The organism is Kineococcus rugosus (assembly GCF_050871975.1).
Taxonomy (GTDB): Bacteria; Actinomycetota; Actinomycetes; order Actinomycetales; family Kineococcaceae; genus Kineococcus.
The window spans coordinates 1-18,776 of sequence record NZ_JBJLSJ010000018.1; the positions used below are offsets into that span (position 1 = coordinate 1).

Below are 18,776 nucleotides of genomic sequence, written 5' to 3' on the forward strand. Positions count from 1 at the left end.
GGGACCGGTACCGGTCCCGGGGGCCTCGCCGTGCCGGGGCGGCTCACCACCGGGTCGCGAACACCTCCCGGCGCATGAGCGGTTCCAGCGCCGGGGCGAATTCCGCGCCGACGTGGCGGCGCAGCACGTCCCCGCCCAGCGCGTTGCCGAGAGCGGCCATCACCATGCCCTGGTCCAGGGCGAGGAACCGCTGGGAGACGGTGCCGCTGCGCACGGCGACCGCGTCGAGGAACCCGCCGTCGGTCGTGCAGTCGAAGTCGGCGGCGAGGTTCCGCAGGTTCCGCACCGCGGCGTCGGGGGCGTAGCGCAGGGCCAGGAACGAGGCGTGCGGGGTGACGACGCCGTCGCCGTACCTCCTGGGCGCCGCCGCTCCCGGGCGGCACCCGGCGAACGGCTGCTGCACCGAGGTCCGTTCCTGGTCGGAGGCGTACCCGGGACCGTCGAGGCCGAGCTGGTCGACGCCGTACTCGCGGTACCCGCCGGCGGGGTCGTCGCAGGGGGAGAACCCCCAGTACCCGTACCCCGCCTCCTGCATCCCGTGCTCGATCTGGCACCGCACGTACAGCGGGTGGTTGCGCGCCCACGAGCGCCTCCCCCACTCGTCCTCGGGGACGAGCAGCGGCACCATGAGCGCCTCGAACATCGACCCGCCCCAGGTGGGGACGACGAGCCTGCCGCGGTACGGCAGGGCACCCTCGAACACCCGGACGCCGTCGTAGCTGCGCCAGGAACCCCGCGGGCGGGTCTCGGTCCAGTCCCGGTCGCAGGTGCCGTCCGGGAAGGTCCGGTGGGTGCCCCAGTAGTGCTCCGCGGGGATCTGCCCGGCGGCGATGCCGACGTAGGAGGCGATGCGGGGTTCGGTGTTGAACGTCCCGTAGTGGTGGCCGGTGTACCAGACGGGGTCACCGCCGCGGTGGTTCCCCACGACCACGGCGTCCTCGTCGGGGTCGGCGTCCCAGAACCCGCCGCGCAACTGCCCGCCGGGGGCGTTCTCGGCCGCGTCCCAGTAGAACCCGAAGTCCATCGAGCGGCGCAACCGCCGGGCCCGCCGCGCCAGCGCGGGCTCGGCGCGCTCGACGACGATCAGGGCCGCGGCGAGCCAGCCGTTGTCGACCGACGACAGGAAGGGCTTCACGACCTCCCCGGAGGTGGGGAACTCGGTGAGCCTGCGCCCGTCGGCGGGGTCGTACCAGTTGTAGAACTGCCCGCTCCGCTCGTGGCGCTCCAGCGTTCCCAGGGTGGCGAGGGTGCGGGCCAGCCGGCGGCGGGCCTCGGCGCGGTCGAGCAGGCCCAGTTCGCGGGCGGCGACGGTCGACCACAGGCCGCAGGCGATGTTCGTGGGGGAGGTCTGGTGGCCGCGGGAGGCGGCGGACAGGTCGGCGCCGACGTCGTCGGCCGCCAGACCGGAGGCGGGGACGGTCAGGGCGTCCAGGCAGCGCCAGGTCTGCTCGGCCCAGGTCCGCAGCTGCTCGCGGTGCCGGGGCCGGTGGGCGGTGGTGGTGGCGGCCAGGCTCCCGGCGGCGAGGGCCCCGGTCAGGAAGGTGCGGCGGTGCATCGGAACCTCCCCCGGGGGCGTCGGCGGTGACGGGTGGGCCGTCGTGACGCAGGCGCCCACTGCACGGCCAGCCTGCCCCCGCCGCCACCGCCCGTCAAAGCGGGCGGCTCCCTCAGGGGACCTTGACCCCGGCCCCGCGCATCTTCTTCTTGCTGCGCTGCACCGACTCCTTGAACGCCCGCAGCACCTTCGTGCCCCGGCGCCGGTACGTCAGCAGCTCCATCGCCGCGTCCAGCACGGCCGCGTCGGCGGCCTGCACGCCGAGGTCGGCGTAGGCCAGCGCGACCGCCGCGTCCACCGTCGCCGCCGGCGTCTGGTCGATGTTCGGGTTGCCCCCCGCGAGCGCCGCGACGAACTCGGAGACGGCGCGGTGGGCGTCCTGCGCCGAGCCCAGGCCCTTGGGGAACGACTCCGCGGGCACCGGCGCCGGGACCGGCACCGGCGCCGCCGCGGGCGTGGCCGGCTGGACGGCCCGCAGCTCCTCGACCAGCCGACGCGCGGTCCCGCGGGGGTCGGTGAACCAGTCCGCGACCCGCAGCAGCCGGTACGCCTCACCCGCCGCGCGGTGCCGCGCGGGCAGCGCGACCTCCCGGTCCTGCACCCGCAGCAGCGCCAGGGAGTCCTCCAGGTCCAGCAGGAGCACCGCCCCGTCGGCCCGCAGCACCAGGTCCGCGCCGGTGCCCGCCTCCGCCGAGGGCCCGGCGGCGGTGACGGCGGCCGCGACCGCGTCCCGCACCGCCGACGCCCGGCGCGGCAGGTCCAGCGACACCGCGCCCAGCGCCGCCCGCGCCCGGTCCCACGCCGACCCCTGGTCCGCACCGGTGCCCAGCAGCACGACCTGCCGGGCGCGCCCGGCGAGGTCGGCGACCCGGCCGGCGTCCAGGCGGTGCGCGTCGTCGACGACGAGGACGTCCAGGTCGCCCGCGTCCGGTTCCGCCGCCACGGTCACGGCCACGGCCCGCGCCCCGGACAGGGCGAGCTGGAGCTCGCGGGCGGCGCGGGCGCGCCGCTGCTCGTCCAGGCGCCGGAACTCCTCGGCCAGCCGGTCCACCGGCACCCCGCCGGGGTCGGGGGCCTCGACCAGGGCCCGCCACGTCGTGCCCTCCACCAGCCGGGCGACCTCGGCGGGGCTCGCGCCCGCCGGGACGGCCGCCACCAGGTCCTCCAGCCCGTCCGCGGAGACGGCGGCGCGGTCCCGGCGGGCGCGGGCGGCGGCCGCGGCTCCCCGGACCCGGTCGGCCAGCCCGGGCAGGGCCGCGACCTCGGGGTCGGCGGGGACGCCGGGCAGGAGCGCGGCGACCACCGGCAGGTCCCGGCGCACCGCGTCCAGCACGGCCACCAGCTCGTCCCGGCCCGAGAACGTCGCCGGCGTCCCGTCGGCCCGCTCGGCCCACGCCCGGTGCAGCTCCGTCAGCGCCTGCACGTCACCGGTCCCGAACCCGGCGCCGTCGTGCCGCAGCGAGGACAGCCGCTTCAGCTCGCGGCGGCGCTCGCGCTCCTCGGCCGACAGCAGCGACCGCGGCTGGCGGGCCAGGATCGCCGCGGCGTGGTCGAGGTCGGTGTGCAGCGCGCTGGGCACGTAGGTCCGCAGCGCCTGCTCGACCCGGGCCAGCAGCGCCGGGGCGACCTCGACGTCGGCGAGCGTGCGCGGGGAGCGCCAGCGCACCTCCGCGCCCAGCCGGGCCAGCAGCCCCGCCAGCCGGTCCAGCGTCGCGGGCAGGGCGTCGAGGGCGTCCCCGGCGGCGGCGACCTGCTCGTCGTCGGCGCCGTGCAGCGCGTCGTCCCCGGCCGCGCCGCCGCGGCCCAGCAGGTCGACGACGCGGGCCCGGTCCTGCGCCGTCCACGCCGCCGCCGCGGGCAGCAGCGGCGGGTGCAGGTGCTCGGCGCGCAGGGCCGCCAGGCCGGCCAGGGCGTCGGAGCGGCTGGGGGCCCCGTCGCCGCCCGGTCCGCCGAACCAGGCGCGGTGGCGGGCGTCGAGGTCGCGCAGCACGGACAGCCACCGGTTCGGGTCCGCCGGGGGCAGGTCCGCGCCGCGCCGGCTGGGGTCCTCGGGGGTGTCGGCCAGCAGGTGGCCCAGGCCCAGGCCGGTCAGCTCCAGCCGGGCGGCCGCCGTCGCGGCACCGGGCACGAGGGTGACCCGGCGCCCGGCGGCGGCCAGGGCGGCGAGCAGGCCGGTGAGCAGCACGGCGCCCTCGGACCCGGTGCCGGACCCGGTGTCGACGACCAGGGGGTCGCCGGCCAGCGCGGTGTCCACGGCCAGCTGGTGGCGCGAGGTCGCCGCGGCGGGCAGCAGGGTCACGGCCGCCGGGGCCTGCGGCGCGGGGGCCGGGGTGCCGGCGGGGCCGCCGCGCAGGACGGTGAGCAGGTCGTGGTGCCGGGCGCCGGGGTCTGTGCTCACGCCCCGAAAGTACCGGCTCGGCCCGGGCGCGAGGTGACGCGGCGGTGCGTTGACCGCACCCGGGGCGGTGGGTAGTTTCGGGACCGGTAGCCGGGTGGCCGGGCACGGGCGCGGACGAGCGGGTGGGACGGTGAGCGGACGCGAACCGGTCAGGCGGTCCTTCGAGGACCGCGTCGAGCGGCTGGTCCGCGAGGCCCGCGAGCGCGGCGACTTCGACGACCTGCCCGGGGCCGGTGCCCCCCTGCGCGGGCTGGACCGCGAGTTCTCCGCCGAGCAGTGGGCGGCCGACAAGGCGCGCCGCGAGGGGTTCGACGTGGCCGGGATGCTGCCGCCGGCGCTGGCCCTGCGCCGCGAGCGCGAGGCCCTGGCCCGCGACGTCCACGAGCTGACCTCCGAGACGGTCGTGCGCGAGGTCGTCGAGGGGTTCAACGACCGGGTCCGCGAGCTGTACCGGCGTCCCGCCGAGGGGCCGTTCGTCGCCGTCGCGCTGCTGGACGCCGACGCCCTGGTGGGGGAGTGGGTGCAGCGGCGCCGCGCCGCGGCCGCCGCCCGGGCGCCCGCACCGGACCCGGCGCCGCCCGCGCGGGGCTGGTTCGCGCGGTGGCGCCGCCGCGGGCACGCACGGTGAACGGCGGGCAGCGCTGCGGCGTGGATCTTCGCCCTGACCGGCGAAACCCGGCCGCGAACGGGCCCGGACGGCGCTCCGCGCCCGCCGCAGGGCACATCCTGGCTGACGTCGCGCAGCGCGACGCCGGCTGAGGGGAACGCATGGACGACCGCACGTCACCGCCGCGCAGCTCGTGGCCCGTGCCGCTGGACGCGGTGCTGGACGCGCTGCGCGCGCAGGACGTCGTCGTGCTCGACCTCGGCGCGCGCGGGCGGCTGGCCGTGACCCGCCACCCCGCCGGGCCCGTCCCCGCGCCGCGGGGCCTGCCGCCGCTGGGGGCGCGGGCCGCGCGGGCGCTGCACCTGGTCGCGGCGGGGGAACCGGCCGCCGTCGTCGCCGACGACCTCGCCGTGCCCATCGTGGAGGTGGCGGACCTGCTGCGGTCGCTGCGCGAGCGCTACGGCGTGGACAGCACCACCGCGGCCGTCGAGGCGGCGCGGCGGGCCGGGGACCTGGACGGGCCCGCGCGTTAGCCTCCCGGGCGTGGAGCTGTCCTGCGTCGTCCTCAACGACCTGCACCCGTCCGCCTTCGTCGCGACCGCCCGCGAGGCCGAGGGGGCCGGGCTGCGGACCGTCTTCAGCTACGACCACCTGTCGTGGCGCGACCTGCGCGACGGGCCCTGGTACGCCGCCGTCCCGCTGCTGACGGCCGCCGCGGCCGCGACCGGGCGGGTCCGGCTCGGCACCCTGGTCGCCTCGCCGAACTACCGGCACCCCGTCCCGTTCGCGGCCGACGTCATGACGCTCGACCAGGTCAGCGGCGGCCGCTTCGAGCTGGGGGTGGGGGCGGGCACCTCGGCCCACGACGCCGCGGTGCTCGGCCTGCCCGCGTTGACGCCGCGGCAGCGGCAGGACCGGTTCGAGGAGTGGACGCTGCTGCTGCGGACGCTGCTGTCCCAGCGGCGCACCGACGCCCGCGGCGAGCACTACACCGCCGTCGACGCCCGCTCGATCCCCGGGCCGGTCGGCGGCCGGGTCCCGCTGACGGTGGCGGCGGCCGGGCCGCGGGGGATGCGCTTCGCCGCCCGCACCGGCGACGCGTGGGTCACCTACGGGGAGGGGGAACCCGGCGACGGGGACCCCGTGGAGGACGCGATCGCCCGCTTCACCGCCCCCGCCGCCCGGTTCGCCGCCGTGGAGGGCTCGGCCGGGGTGCGCCGGCTGGCGCTGCTGGGGCTGGACGAGCGCGGCGCCTACGCCGACTACCCGCGGTTCGCGGCGGCGCTGGCCGGGGCCGGGTTCGACGAGGTCGTCGTGCACTGGCCGCGCCCGGACGGCAGGGGTCTGCCGTCCGGGCGCCTGGAGCAGGTGCTCGGCACCCACCGGTGAGGTTCAGCCGAGGGTGAGCTCCACCGTCGCGAACGAGTGCGCCGGCAGGTCCACCACGAGGGTCTGGCCCTCGCGGCGCGCCCCGTCGAAGGCGACCGGGGCCACCGCCGTCGGGTCCTCGACGGTGTTGTGGGCCTGCAGGGTCGGCGCCGCCAGGACCCGGGCCGTGCCGACCGCCCAGTCCCGCCCGCGCAGGTCCAGGCGGACCTGCGCCCCGGCCTCGACGTCCAGGTTGGTCAGCGAGACCAGGGCGGTGCCCTCGCGCGAGCTCACCGACGTCGTCAGCGTCGGGTAGGAACCCTGCTCGCCCTCGAACCGCGCGTCCGAGGACGTCACCTGCACGGGGTGGTGCGTGGCGTCCTGGTGCCCGGCGTTCATCGCGAAGACGTGGTACGTCGGGGTGAGCACCATCTGCGCCCCGTCGGTGAGCACCATCGCCTGCAGCACGTTGACGGTCTGGGCGATGTTCGCCATGACCAGCCGGCGCGCGTTGGCGTGGAACACGTCGAAGTGCAGCCCGGCGACGAGGGCGTCGCGCAGGGTGTTCTGCTGGAACAGGAACCCGGGGTTCGTCCCGGGCTCGACGTCCCACCAGGTGCCCCACTCGTCGCAGACCAGCCCGATCGTGGCGTCCGGGTCGTAGGCGTCCATGACGCGCGAGTGGCCGCGGACGATCTCGTCGATGCGCCACGCGTTGACCATCGTCGCGTGGTACTCGGCGGCGTCGAACTCCGTCGCCGAGCCCTTGTTCGCCCAGTCGTCGCTGGCGTGGGTGTAGTAGTGGAACGACAGCGCCTGCCAGCGCTGGTGGTGCCGTTCCTCCACGGGCCCGCCGAGGCGGCTGATCGACTTCATCAGCGTCTCGGTCCAGTGGTAGTCGTCCCGGTTGGGGCCGGCCGCGATCCGGTACAGCTCGTTGCCGTCGTGGTTGCGGGCGTAGGTGGAGAACTGGGCGGCGAGCTGGGCGTACTGCTCGGCGGTCATGTTCCCGCCGCACCCCCAGGCCTCGTTGCCGACGCCCCAGAACGGCACCTTCCACGGTTCGGTCCGGCCGTGCTCGCGCCGCAGCCGGGACATCGGGGCGTCCCCGGAGCGGGTGAGGTACTCGACCCAGTCGCTCATCTCGGCGACCGTGCCCGACCCGACGTTGCCCGAGACGTAGGGCTCGGCGCCCAGCAGCTCGCACAGCCGCATGAACTCGTGGGTGCCGAAGGAGTTGTCCTCGACGACGTCGCCCCAGTGGGTGTTGACCATCGAGGGGCGTTCGGCGCGGGGACCGACGCCGTTCATCCAGTGGTACTCGTCGGCGAAGCAGCCGCCCGGCCAGCGCAGGTTGGGGATGCTGATGTCCTTCAGCGCCTGGACGACGTCGTCGCGGACGCCCGCGGTGTTCTGGATCTGCGAGTCCTCCCCGACCCAGAAGCCCTCGTAGATGCAGCGGCCGAGGTGCTCGGCGAAGTGGCCGTAGAGGTGGCGGCTGATGGTGGCGCCCGCCACGTCGAGGTCGACGACGCCGGACAGGGACCCGTTGGTCGGGGAGGTGCTCACAGTGGTTCAGCCCTTCAGACCGGTGCCCGCCACACCTTCGACGATGCGGCGCTGGAAGATGAGGAACAGGATGACGAGCGGCAGGGCCCCGAGGACCGTGGAGGCCTGGATGTCGGAGAAGCGCTGCCCGTAGGAGCCCTGGACGGTCGCGAGGCCGACCGGGATGGTCATGAGGTCGGGGTTGGACAGGACGAACAGCGGCAGGATGAGGTTGTTCCACACCCCGACGAAGGTGACGATCGCCATGGCGGCCAGCACGGGCCGCGACAGCGGCATGATGATCGACCAGTAGATGCGCCAGTTTCCGGCGCCGTCGATGCGCGCGGCTTCCTCGAGCTCGTTGGGCAGCCCGTCGAAGAACTGCTTGAACACGAAGAGCGCGATGACGCTGGAGACCTGCGGGAAGATCACGGCCCAGTAGGTGTTGAGCAGCCCGACCGTGTTGAGCATCTGGAAGATCGGGATGATGAGCACGTCGGCGGGGACCATGATCCCGGCGATGACGAGCACGAAGACGACCTGACGCCCGCGGAACCGCATCCGCGACAGCGCGAACGCCGCCATCGAGGCGAAGAGCACTACGAGCACCGCGGACAGCGTCGAGGTGATGAAGCTGGCCAGGTACCAGTTCCACAGGTCGCCGCCGCCGAGCAGCGTCGAGTACGAGGCGAGCGTCGGGTTGACGTCCTCCAGGATCGCCCGCGTGCCGAGGGCCGACACCGAGTTGTCCGTGAACGAGGTCTTGATCGCCCACAGGCTCGGCAGGAGCCAGAGCACCGCGAAGATCGACAGGACGACCACCGCGATGCGGTTGAACGTCCGGCCGCCGTTGGTCGCCACCTTGGCGACGCGCGGCGGCGGGGCCGCGGCGGAGACGCCGGACCGGCGGGAGGTACCTGCGGCACCGGTGGTCGCCATCTCAGGCTCCCTTCTGCTGGGTGCGCTCGACGAGCTGGCGGATGAGGGCGATGACGAGGATGACGACGAACAGGACGAACGACGCGGCCGCGGCGGCGCCGATGCGGTAGTCGGTGAAACCGGTCTTGGTGATGAACACCAGAGCCGTCTCGGTGCTCGTGCCCGGGCCGCCGTTGGTCATCAGGTACACCTGGTCGAAGATCTTGAGGCTGGCGATGATCTGCAGCAGCAGCACGAGCGTCGTCGTGCGGCTGAGCAGCGGGATCGTCAGGTGCCGGATCTGCTGCCACGGGGTCGCGCCGTCGATCGCCGCGGCCTCGTAGAGCTCGCGGGGGATGTCCTGCAGGCCGGCCAGGTACAGGATGAAGTTGAAGCCGATCGTCCACCAGATCGTGGCGACCGCGATGCCGACCATGGCCAGGTTCGGGGTGGCCAGCACGGGGGAGGGGGCGTCGTCGCCCAGCCACTTCTGCACCGTGGCCCACAGCCCGGTGTCGGCCGTGAAGATGAACACCCAGATGAGGGAGATGGCGGCCGAGGGCAGGATGAACGGCGTGAAGAACGCCATCCGCCAGAAAACCTGACCGCGCTGCATCCGGTTCGCCAGGACGGCGAAGACGAAGGACAGGATCACCAGCGGCGGGACGGTGTAGATCGTGAACTGCAGCGTGTGCCACATCGACGACCAGAAGTCCGACGACGACAGCAGCGTCGTGTAGTTCTCCAGGCCGATGAAGTTCCCCAGGCCCGTCTTGACGATGCTCGTGTCGAAGAAGCTCGCGACGAACATGTAGAGCGAGGGGCCGAGCAGGAAGGCCAGGTAGAAGAGGCCGAAGGGCGCGACGAAGAGCCACGCCTTGTTCGTGCGGCGCAGCCGGTCCGGGTCGGTGCCGCCGCGCAGGGGGGTCCGCGCCGCCGTGGGCGCGCCGATCGTCTGGGTGCTCACAGGGGGTTCGCCGTCCGTGCGTAGGTCTCGAGTTGGCTGCGGATGCTGGCCGTGGCCGCCTCCGGGGTCGACAGGCCCTGCAGGACCAGGCCGATCTGCGACCCGGTGACCGTCTCGAAGTTCGAGCCCGAGCCCGAGTACCAGGCCGCGGGGTCGTACGAGGCGTACGTCGCGGTCTCGGCGTAGTCGACCTGCGGTTCGAGGGACTTGTACTCCTCGCTGTCGAAGATCGGCAGGTAGGTGGGGACGTGACCGCCCTCGGCCCACGTCATGCCCTGCTCGAGCATCGAGTGCACGAACCCCATCGCCCGTTCCAGCTGGTCGGCGTCGCGGTCCATCCGCGGCAGCACGAAGGCGTGCGAGTCGGCGTGCGCGGCCGGCTTCTCGTACAGCTGCGGGAACGCGGCCATGCTGAAGTCCAGGCCCTCGATGCTCTGCAGCGTCGTGATCTCCCACTCGCCGTTCATGAAGAACGCCGTCTCGCCCTGCGAGAGCATGAGCTCGGCGCCGGGGACGTCGACCACCTTCGGCATGAGGCCGGTGCCGGTCCAGCGCTGGATCGCCCCGAGGGTGTCGACCATGAGGTCGTCGTCCATCGTGATGTCCTGACCCTCGTCGCTCATGAGCGGCGAGGCGCCCTCGCGCTGGCTGTAGAGGGTGTTGACGAAGCGCCAGCAGTTGGAGTCGTCGCCGACGGACGCGGTCGCGGCCCCGTAGCGGCCGGTCGTCTCCTTCGCGGCCGTCAGCGCCGCCTCCCAGGCCTCCAGGCCCTCGATCCTCGCGAGCTTGCCGTCGGCGCCCAGCAGGCCGGCCTGCTGGCAGACCTCGGTGCCGTAGAACAGCACCCACGGGTGGGTGTCCATGGGGATCGCGTAGGACTGCCCCTCGAACGAGGCCGCCTCCCACGCCGCGGGGGTGAAGTCCTCGACCTTGAGGCCCACCAGGGCGAGGGTCTCGTCGGTGATCGGTTCCAGCAGTCCCGCGGCGGCCAGGTTGGTGGCCCGGGTGAGGTGGGCGACCGCGACGTCCGGCGGCTTGTTCCCCAGCGTCGCCAGGGAGACCTTCGTGTAGTACGGGTTGCCCCACGCGAAGGTCGCCGCGACGAGGGACTCGGCGCTGCCCTGCTGCTTGCGGTACTCGTCGAGCATGAGCAGCAGGCGGGCGCCGTCACCACCGCCGAAGAGGTTCCAGAACGTGACCGTGCCCGGGTTGAGCTGGGAGCCGACGAGACCCGCGGCCAGCGGCGAACCGCACCCCGCGGTGCCGGCGACCAGGCCCAGGCCGCCGGCGGCGAGGCCGCCGCGCAGCACGCTGCGCCGGCTGAGGGCACTGCGGGTGGGGGGTGTCGGGGGATGACTGTTCACGCGTGTCCGTCCCTGCCGTCGTTGGCGGTCGGTGGCCACCGGGTCGGCGGCACCGGCTGTCCGAGAACCGCTCTGTCCCGGTCAGTGGGGTGGAACGTAGCACGCGTTTGCAACGCTGCATAGCGGTCCCCGGTCTCGTGCTTGCAACGATGTACGTGCGGCGGCAGACTGTCCCGGCACGCACGTCCGTCGACGAGGAGGAGCACGTGCCCGCAACCCCCGCCGCCACCCCCCGCCCCGAGCACCCCCGGCCCTCGGTGGTCCGGGCCGACTGGCTCAACCTCAACGGCCCCTGGGAGTTCGAGGTCGACGCCGGTGACTCCGGGCTCGAGCGCGGACTGCGCGACCGCCCCCTGAGCGGCACCATCACCGTCCCCTTCGCCCCCGAGTCCACGCTCTCCGGCGTCGGGACCACCGACTTCCTGCCCGCGGTCTGGTACCGGCGGCAGCTGGAGGTCCCCGCGGACTGGGCCGGGCGCCGGACCCTGCTGCACTTCGGCGCCGTCGACCACGACGCGACCGTCTGGGTGGACGGCGAGGAGGTCGTGCGCCACCGCGGCGGCTTCACCCCCTTCACCGCCGACCTCGGCCACCGCACCGGCACCGTCACCGTCGTCGTGCGCGCCCGCGACGACCGGTACGGCCCGCAGGCCCGCGGCAAGCAGTCCACCCGGTACGACAACTACGAGTGCCTCTACACCCGCACCACCGGCATCTGGCAGACCGTCTGGGCCGAGCCGGTCCCCGACGTCAGCCTCGGTCGGCCGCGGGTCACCCCCGACGTGGCCGGGTCGACCTTCCACCTCGAGCAGCCGCTGCGCCGCAGCCACACCGGGGCCGCCGGCGACCGCGCGGGCTGGACCCTGACCGCGCAGGTGCGCGACGGCGCCGGGACCGTCGTCGAGGCGAGCGTGCGCGCCGACCTCGACCTGTCCCCGCGGCTCACCCTGCCGCTCCCGGCCGGGCGCGTGCGGCTGTGGGATCCGCAGGACCCGCACCTGTACGACCTGACGATCACGCTGCGGGACGCCGGCGGCGCGGTCGTGGACGCGGTGGAGACCTACGCGGGGCTGCGGTCGGTCAGCCTGGACGGCAAGGCCGTCCTGCTCAACGGCCGCCCCGTCTTCCAGCGCCTCGTCCTGGACCAGGGGTACTACCCCGACGGGCTCATGACCGCGCCCACCGACGAGGCGCTGGTGCGCGACATCGAACTGTCCCTGGAGGCGGGCTTCAACGGGGCCCGCCTGCACCAGAAGGTCTTCGAGGAGCGCTTCCTCTTCCACGCCGACCGCCTCGGCTACCTGTGCTGGGGCGAGTTCGGCGACTGGGGGGCGGCCGAGGAGGGCACCAGCCACCGCGGGGAGTACCAGCAGCCCACCCCGGGTTTCGTCGCGCAGTGGCTCGAAGCCCTGGAGCGCGACTACTCCCACCCCTCGATCGTGGGCTGGTGCGGGCTCAACGAGACCCACCAGCCGCTCACCGACCGCGGCCAGGTCCTCGACGACGCGACCCGGGCGATGTTCCTGGCCGCCAAGGCGATGGACACCACCCGCCCCGTGCTGGACGCCTCCGGCTACTCCCACCGCGTCCTGGAGTCCGACGTGTGGGACTCGCACAACTACACCCAGGACCCGGCGCAGTTCGCCCGCGAGATGGCGGGGCTGGCGAAGGGCGAGCCGGACACCAACTTCGCCCACGGGACCACCACCGTGATCTCCCTGCCCTACCAGGGGCAGCCGTGGTTCTGCAGCGAGTTCGGCGGCATCTGGTGGCGCCCGGACACCGCCGCCAGCGACCCCGACGTCGACCGCGGCGCCGAGTCCTCCTGGGGCTACGGCGAACCCCCGCGCAGCGAGGAGGAGTTCCACCACCGCTTCGAGGGGCTCACCGGCGTCCTGCTCGACGACCCCCTGATGTTCGGCTACTGCTACACCCAGCTCACCGACGTGTTCCAGGAGCAGAACGGCGTCTACTCCTTCGACCGCAGCACCAAGCTCGACGTCGCCCGGGTGCGGGCGGCGCAGCAGCGGCCCGCCGCGATCGAGCGGGGCTGACCCCCGGCCCGCCCCCCACCGCGGGGGCGGGCCACCCCCGCGGACCCGGCGGACCCGCCCTCCGTCACCGTCCGTGACCCCGGTGCGCCCGGGCGGGGGTCCCCGGGCGGGGGCTGTCGTCACCGCGGCCGCGCGACGATCCCTCCTGCGTGACCGTGAAGCGCTCCCGACTCCTGGCCCCGCTGCTGGCGGCGCTCGTCGTGCTGCCCGGCACCGGCGCCGCCGCCCTCGCGACCGCCGCCCCCGCCGCGGCCGCCGCCCAGGTGCTCACCCCCGTGGTGCCCGCCGCCGTGCAGCAGCAGCAGATCCTCGACGGGCTCAACCGCGAGCGCGCGAAGGTCGGCGCCCCGGCCGTCAGCCTCGACCCCACCCTCGAGGTCGTCGCCCAGGACTGGGCCGACGCCCTCGGCCAGGGCGACGGCATGAAGCACAACCCGGACTTGGGGAGGCTGCTGTCGGACTTCCCGCAGTGGGGCGAGATCGTCGCCACCGCCGACATGGGCAACCCCGACACCAAGGGCCTGGAGAACGGCGACCTCGCCGTCGACACGTGGATGAAGTCCACCCCGCACCGGGCGGTCCTGCAGGACCCCAAGTACACCTCCGTCGGCGTCGGGCTCGTCTACACCACCCTGTGGTCGGGGAACCGCACCGTGTGGCGCTCCTACTGGGTCGCCGACTTCGGGACCGCGCGGCGCACCCCGCTGGTCGCGCAGAACCCCGACGGGTCGCGCAGCTACGTCGGGATCCCCGTCAAGGGGGCCATCCTGCAGGGCTACGCGGCCACCGGCGCGAACTCCGGGTACCTCGGGCTGCCGATGGGCCGCGAGCTCGGGCCGCTGCGCGCGGGCGGGTACGGGCAGCACTTCGCCGGCGGCTCCATCTACTGGAGCGGGACGACCGGGTCGGCCGTCGTGCGCGGCGCCGTCCGCGACCGCTGGGCCGCCACCGGCTGGGAGAACGGCTGGCTGGGGTACCCCACCGGCCAGGAGTTCAACGTCCGCGACGGCGTCGCGCAGCGCTTCCAGGGCGGCATCGTCTACTGGTCCCCGGCCACCGGCGCCCACGCCCTCGGCGGCGCCGTCCTCGACGCCTACCGCGCCGCCGGGTACGAGAACGGCCCCCTCGGGTTCCCGACCACGACGGCGACGTCGCTGCCGGCCGGTTCCTACGCCCACTTCCAGCACGGCTCCGTCTACTCCGGCCCCGGCGGGACGCACGTCGTCGCCGGCGCCGTCCGGTCGGCGTGGGCCGCGCAGGGCTGGGAGACCGGCGGCCTGGGCTACCCGGCCTCGGCCGCGTTCGGCGGCCTCGCCGGCGGCGGGACCGGCCAGCACTTCACGGGCGGCTCGGTGTACTCCTCGCCCGCGTCCGGCACCCACGCCGTGCCCGCCGCGGTGCGCCGGGCCTGGTCCGAGCGCGGCTGGGAGACCGGCCCCCTGGGGTACCCCGTCTCCGGGGCCCGCACCTCCGGGGGCGTCGTCGTCCAGGACTTCCAGGGCGGCTCGATCACCGTCCGCGGCGGCGCGGCCGAGGTCCGCACGCTGGTCGTGCAGCGCGCCCTGCGCTGACCGGCCGCCCGCCCCCGGTCAAGACCGCGGTCCCCGGTGCCGATGCCGGGAGCTGACCCCCCAGGAGGAACACCGTGCCCACTGCCAGTGAAGACCGTGCCCGTCGTCCGCTGGCCGACCGGTCCGTGACCTCCAAGATCGCCGCCGCCGTGCTGTCGGCGTCGGCCGTCGCGGTCGCCGTCGGCGCCGTCGGCGTCACCGGCATGCAGCGCGCCAACGCCGAGGTCACCGCGATCGGCGAGCAGCACGTCGCCGGCATGCTCGACATCGCCACCGCGCGCGGTGCCGTCTCCGACCAGTACCGGGCGGAGTTCCTCGCCCTGATCCCCGGCGCCGACGTCCCCGCCTCCGTCGAGCTGGCGCACGAGGCCGACGCCGCCCTCGCCGACGCGCTGGACAGCTACACCGGCCGCGGCCCGGCGGCCGCGGCCGTCGCCGCCGCGGACGACCTGCGCGCCGCCTACACCGAGTACGCCGTCCTGCGCGACGTCATGGTGTTCCGGCAGGCACCGCCGAGCGGTTTCCAGGTCCCCGCCGGCGACCAGATCAGTGCCCGCTTCGGCGCTGCCGAGGACGGCTTCAACGCCGCCATCGCCACCCTGCAGGAGACCGAGACCGCCGAGGCCGCCGCCCGCCAGAGCGCCGCCGAGAGCGCCGTCGCCCGCTCCCGCGCCGTCGTCGTCGCCGTGCTCGTCGGCGGCCTGCTGCTGGCCGGGGTGATCGCCGCCGCCGTGCTGCGCCTGATCCGCCGCCAGCTGACCACCGTCGGCACCGCCCTGGACGCCGTCGCCGCCGGGGACCTGACCGTCGCCGCCGACGTGCACGCCGCCGACGAGCTCGGCGCCATGGCCGGGGCGGTCAACCGCGCCCGCGACGGCATCGCCTCCCTGGTCACCCGCATGTCGGCGTCGGCGGCCACCCTGGCCGCCTCCTCCCAGCAGCTGACCTCGGTCGCGGGGGAGCTGTCGGCGGGGGCGCACGACTCCGCCGCCCAGGCGCAGGTCGTCTCGGCCGCCACCGAGGAGATCAGCGCCAACATCGGCACCGTCGCCGCGGCCGGGGAGCAGATGACCTCGGCGATCCGCGAGATCGCCACCGCCACCGCCGAGGCGTCCTCCACCGCCAGCACCGCGGTCGCCTCCGCCGACGAGGCCAGCGCCACCATCCAGCGCCTGGGCACCTCCTCGCGCGAGATCGGCGACGTCGTCAAGCTCATCACCTCCATCGCCGAGCAGACCAACCTGCTGGCGCTGAACGCGACCATCGAGGCCGCCCGCGCCGGGGAGATGGGCAAGGGCTTCGCGGTGGTGGCCGGTGAGGTGAAGGAACTGGCCCAGCAGACCGCCCGCGCGACCGAGGAGATCGTCTCGCGGGTCGGGGCCACCCAGACCGACGCCGAGGCCGCCACCGTGGTCATCGGGCAGATCGCCGAGGTCATCGCCCGCATCGACGGCCTGCAGTCCACCATCGCCGCGGCGGTGGAGGAGCAGTCGGCCACCACCAGCGAGATGGTCCGCAACGTCACCGAGGTCTCCACCGGTTCGCAGGAGATCTCGGCGAACATCTCCGGCATCGCCGCGGCCGCCTCGCGCACCACCGGCAGCGCCGGCGCCACCGCCGCCGCCGCCGGCGAGGTCTCCCGCGCCGCCGACGACCTCAACGCCCTCGTCGCGACCTTCCGGGTCTGAGACCGGCGCCGCCCGACGCTGCCCCTGCCGCCGAGCCGCGGCGGGGGTAGCGTCGCGACCATGGAGTACCGCCGCCTCGGACGGTCGGGACTGCGCGTCTCGACGATCACCATGGGAACGATGACGTTCGGCGGGAAGGGGGGTTTCGCCGCCGTCGGGAACACCGACGTCGCCACGGCCCGCCGCCAGGTCGACCTGGCCCTGGACGCCGGCGTGAACCTCCTCGACACCGCCGACATGTACAGCGACGGGCTGAGCGAGGAGATCACCGGCGAGGTCCTCGCCGGCCGCCGCGACGACGTCCTCATCGCCACCAAGGCCCGGATGGTCGTCGGGCCCGGCCCGAACGACGGCGGCGCCTCCCGCTACCACCTCGTGCGCTCGGCCGAGCGCAGCCTGAAGCGCCTGCGGACCGACCACATCGACCTCTACCAGATCCACGAGTGGGACGGGCAGACGCCGCTGGAGGAGACCCTCGAAGCGCTCGACACCCTCGTCCGCTCCGGCAAGGTCCGCTACGTCGGCGTCTCGAACCACACCGGCTGGCAGCTCATGAAGGCGCTCGCCACCTCCGACGCCCACGGCTACCAGCGGTACGTCAGCCAGCAGATCCACTACACGCTGCAGGCCCGCGACGCCGAGTCCGAGCTCGTCCCCCTCAGCATCGACCAGGACCTCGGCGTCCTCGTCTGGAGCCCGCTGGCCGGGGGGCTGCTGTCCGGCAAGTACCGCCGCGACGGCAGCGCCCCCGAGGGCTCGCGGCACCTGGGGGACTGGAGCGAACCGCCCGTCCACGACGAGGGGCAGCTCTACGACATCGTCGACGTGCTCGTCGAGGTCGGTGCCGCGCACGGCGTCTCGGCCGCCCAGGTCGCGCTCGCCTGGCTGCTGGGCCGGCCCGCGGTGACGTCGCTGGTGGTCGGGGCGCGCACCGAGGAGCAGCTGGCCGACAACCTCGCCGCGGCCGACCTGGTGCTCGCCGCGGACGAGCGGGCCCGGCTGGACGCCGTCAGCGCCGTCCCGCTGCGCTACCCGCACTGGCACCAGCTGGCGACCGCCCGCGAGCGCCTGTCGGAGGCGGACCTGAGTCTGCTCTCCCCGCACCTGTCGTCGTAAGATCCTGGACGGCTTCGCACCGCCCAGACCTCGCTGCGCGAACCGCCTCCCGCCGACCGGCGGGAGGTCGGCTGCACGGAGGACGCGACGAGGATGCAGGACGGACCACGCCCGCTCGAGGGCGTGCAGGTGGAGGACACCGAGGGCATGCGGGCGGAGCTGGTGCAGCTGCGCACCGCCCTGGCCCGCCGCCCGGTGATCGACATGGCCAAGGGCGCCATCATGGCGCTGACCCGGTGCGACGAGGACGCGGCCTTCCGGCAGTTGTCCGAAGTGTCCCAGACGAACAACGTCAAGCTGTTCGACCTGGCGACCGCCCTGCTGGCCGACCTGCGGCGCGGCGAGCCGTCCGGCCTCGACGCCGGCGGCGGGGCCGAGCGCGAGGTCGACCGGCTGGTGCGGAAGACCTGGACCCGGCTCGGCTGACCCCGCTCCCCGCCGGTCAGGCCTGACCGGCGGGGACCTCGCCCAGCGCGGCGACCACCTCCGAGGCCACGTCCCGCAACCGCCGCCGCTCGGCCCGGGCCCGCGCCCGCAGCTGCTCGAACGCCGCGTCGGGGTGGACGCGGTGCCGCTCGGCCAGGACCCCCTTGGCCTGCTCCAGGACGACCCGGCTGTCCAGCGCCTCCTGCAGCTGGTCGCGCAGCCGCTCCCCGCGCGCCCCGGCCTCCAGCTGCCCGATGCCGACCGCCCCGAACGACGCCATGGCGTGCGCCACGTCCGTCTCGACGCCCGAGAACGGGCCCTCGTGGTCGCGGAACAGGTTCATCGCCCCGATCGTGCGACCCCCGTGCCGCACCGGGACGGTGTGCACGGCCACGATGCCCTGCGCCGCCGCGGCGCGCGCGAACCGGGGCCAGCGCCGGGCCAGGTCCCGCGCGTCCACGGCCGCGACCGGGGCGCCGGTCCGGTAGCACTCCAGGCACGGGCCTTCCTCGTTCTGCAGCTGGAACAGCTCCACCACCCGGGCCGGGCCGGAGCTGGCCGCGAGCAGCCCCAGGCGGCCGGAGGCGTCCTCGACGAGGAACCCGGCCGCGCTGGCGGACAGCAGCCGCGCGCAGTGCTGCACCAGCCGGTGCGCCAGCTCAAGCGGCTCACCCCGCTCGGCCAGCACCTGCGCCACGTCACCGACCGCGGCTGCGACCGCCTCCGCCCGAACCTCCACCGCACGCCTCCCGGCCCTCGTCCCGCTCCCGAGGGTGCCAGGTCGGGCCCGGTCCCGCGGCCGATCGCCGCGACCGACCGGTGGGTGCTCAGCCGAGGAACGTCGAGGGGTCCGGCCCGGTGCGGCGGGGCAGGACGCGCCCGGCGGGCCGGCACCGCCGTTCCAGGTCGGCGATCCGCGCGGCGTTGCGGGCCAGCGCCTGCGAGGTGGGGTGGTCCGCGGCGTCGTCGGCCACGAGCCTCCACCGCTCCTCGTAGGCCACGCGCAGGTCCTCCAGCGGACGGTCGCGGACGTCGACCGCGACCTCGTCGGCCAGCGGCTGGGCGGGGGGCATCAGGTGCGTCGTGGCCACGGGGACCTCACCGTCTCGGGGCCCGCGGCTCGCGCCCGGACCACGTGGGTTTCGGAACAGTCCACCACCGCCGGTGACCGTCGGCAACACGGCCGTGTCCGGCGG

16 protein-coding genes are annotated in these 18,776 nt (G+C 74.9%); 8 read left to right on the top strand and 8 right to left on the bottom strand.

Annotated elements, in window-relative coordinates; genetic code table 11:
* Nucleotides 1-43 precede the first annotated feature (43 nt).
* Both ACRYM6_RS11860 and ACRYM6_RS11865 read right to left on the bottom strand, forming a co-directional pair.
* A complete protein-coding gene (locus tag ACRYM6_RS11860) occupies nucleotides 44-1,555 on the bottom strand; it encodes a glucoamylase family protein (RefSeq protein WP_432543080.1) in 1,512 nt (503 codons plus the stop codon).
* Nucleotides 1,556-1,667: 112 nt separating this feature from the next.
* Nucleotides 1,668-3,953 carry a hypothetical protein gene (locus ACRYM6_RS11865; RefSeq protein ID WP_432543081.1) on the bottom strand — a complete coding sequence of 762 codons (2,286 nt, stop codon included), beginning with the start codon at nucleotides 3,951-3,953 and terminating at the stop codon, nucleotides 1,668-1,670.
* Nucleotides 3,954-4,083: 130 nt separating this feature from the next.
* Between ACRYM6_RS11865 and ACRYM6_RS11870 the strand changes: the two genes are divergently transcribed.
* The 3 genes from ACRYM6_RS11870 to ACRYM6_RS11880 all read left to right on the top strand — a co-directional run bounded on the left by ACRYM6_RS11870 (nucleotide 4,084) and on the right by ACRYM6_RS11880 (nucleotide 5,949).
* The gene (locus tag ACRYM6_RS11870) at nucleotides 4,084-4,581 is read left to right on the top strand and encodes a DnaJ family domain-containing protein (protein ID WP_432543082.1); all 498 of its coding nucleotides are present in this window, start codon (nucleotides 4,084-4,086) and stop codon (nucleotides 4,579-4,581) included.
* A gap of 140 nt (nucleotides 4,582-4,721) precedes the next feature.
* Nucleotides 4,722-5,093 (top strand): hypothetical protein, encoded by a 372-nt coding sequence (locus tag ACRYM6_RS11875; RefSeq protein WP_432543083.1) that lies wholly within the window; start codon nucleotides 4,722-4,724, stop codon nucleotides 5,091-5,093.
* A gap of 10 nt (nucleotides 5,094-5,103) precedes the next feature.
* Nucleotides 5,104-5,949, top strand: coding sequence for an LLM class flavin-dependent oxidoreductase (locus ACRYM6_RS11880; RefSeq protein WP_432543084.1), 846 nt, complete (start codon nucleotides 5,104-5,106; stop codon nucleotides 5,947-5,949).
* Between the two features lie 3 nt (nucleotides 5,950-5,952).
* Here ACRYM6_RS11880 and ACRYM6_RS11885 read toward each other — a convergent pair whose 3' ends face one another.
* Genes ACRYM6_RS11885 through ACRYM6_RS11900 form a run of 4 tightly spaced genes read right to left on the bottom strand, consistent with a single transcriptional unit; the run spans nucleotide 5,953 to nucleotide 10,725 of the window.
* Complete coding sequence (locus ACRYM6_RS11885; protein WP_432543085.1) at nucleotides 5,953-7,497, bottom strand: alpha-N-arabinofuranosidase; 1,545 nt, start codon at nucleotides 7,495-7,497, stop codon at nucleotides 5,953-5,955.
* Between the two features lie 6 nt (nucleotides 7,498-7,503).
* A complete protein-coding gene (locus tag ACRYM6_RS11890) occupies nucleotides 7,504-8,415 on the bottom strand; it encodes a carbohydrate ABC transporter permease (RefSeq protein ID WP_432543086.1) in 912 nt (303 codons plus the stop codon).
* Between the two features lies 1 nt (nucleotide 8,416).
* A complete protein-coding gene (locus tag ACRYM6_RS11895; RefSeq protein ID WP_432543087.1) occupies nucleotides 8,417-9,361 on the bottom strand; it encodes a carbohydrate ABC transporter permease in 945 nt (314 codons plus the stop codon).
* Nucleotides 9,358-10,725: an extracellular solute-binding protein gene (locus ACRYM6_RS11900; RefSeq protein ID WP_432543088.1), complete on the bottom strand. Its 1,368-nt coding sequence runs from the start codon at nucleotides 10,723-10,725 to the stop codon at nucleotides 9,358-9,360. Before ACRYM6_RS11900 ends, ACRYM6_RS11895 begins: the two co-directional genes overlap by 4 nt.
* Nucleotides 10,726-10,874: 149 nt before the next feature.
* On the opposite strand from ACRYM6_RS11900, the gene ACRYM6_RS11905 reads away from it, so the two are divergent.
* From ACRYM6_RS11905 to ACRYM6_RS11925, 5 genes are all read left to right on the top strand, one after another.
* The gene (locus ACRYM6_RS11905; RefSeq protein ID WP_432543164.1) at nucleotides 10,875-12,779 is read left to right on the top strand and encodes a glycoside hydrolase family 2 protein; all 1,905 of its coding nucleotides are present in this window, start codon (nucleotides 10,875-10,877) and stop codon (nucleotides 12,777-12,779) included.
* Nucleotides 12,780-12,928: 149 nt separating this feature from the next.
* Nucleotides 12,929-14,350, top strand: a complete 1,422-nt coding sequence (locus ACRYM6_RS11910; protein ID WP_432543089.1) for a CAP domain-containing protein — start codon at nucleotides 12,929-12,931, stop codon at nucleotides 14,348-14,350.
* Nucleotides 14,351-14,424: 74 nt separating this feature from the next.
* Complete coding sequence (locus tag ACRYM6_RS11915) at nucleotides 14,425-16,038, top strand: methyl-accepting chemotaxis protein (protein WP_432543090.1); 1,614 nt, start codon at nucleotides 14,425-14,427, stop codon at nucleotides 16,036-16,038.
* 60 nt (nucleotides 16,039-16,098) lie between these two features.
* The gene (locus ACRYM6_RS11920) at nucleotides 16,099-17,154 is read left to right on the top strand and encodes an aldo/keto reductase (RefSeq protein WP_432543091.1); all 1,056 of its coding nucleotides are present in this window, start codon (nucleotides 16,099-16,101) and stop codon (nucleotides 17,152-17,154) included.
* Between the two features lie 93 nt (nucleotides 17,155-17,247).
* Nucleotides 17,248-17,580 carry an ANTAR domain-containing protein gene (locus ACRYM6_RS11925; RefSeq protein ID WP_432543092.1) on the top strand — a complete coding sequence of 111 codons (333 nt, stop codon included), beginning with the start codon at nucleotides 17,248-17,250 and terminating at the stop codon, nucleotides 17,578-17,580.
* A gap of 16 nt (nucleotides 17,581-17,596) precedes the next feature.
* On the opposite strand, the gene ACRYM6_RS11930 is transcribed toward ACRYM6_RS11925, so the two are convergent.
* Complete coding sequence (locus ACRYM6_RS11930; RefSeq protein WP_432543093.1) at nucleotides 17,597-18,319, bottom strand: GAF and ANTAR domain-containing protein; 723 nt, start codon at nucleotides 18,317-18,319, stop codon at nucleotides 17,597-17,599.
* 88 nt (nucleotides 18,320-18,407) lie between these two features.
* Complete coding sequence (locus ACRYM6_RS11935; RefSeq protein ID WP_432543094.1) at nucleotides 18,408-18,671, bottom strand: hypothetical protein; 264 nt, start codon at nucleotides 18,669-18,671, stop codon at nucleotides 18,408-18,410.
* Nucleotides 18,672-18,776 lie beyond the last annotated feature (105 nt).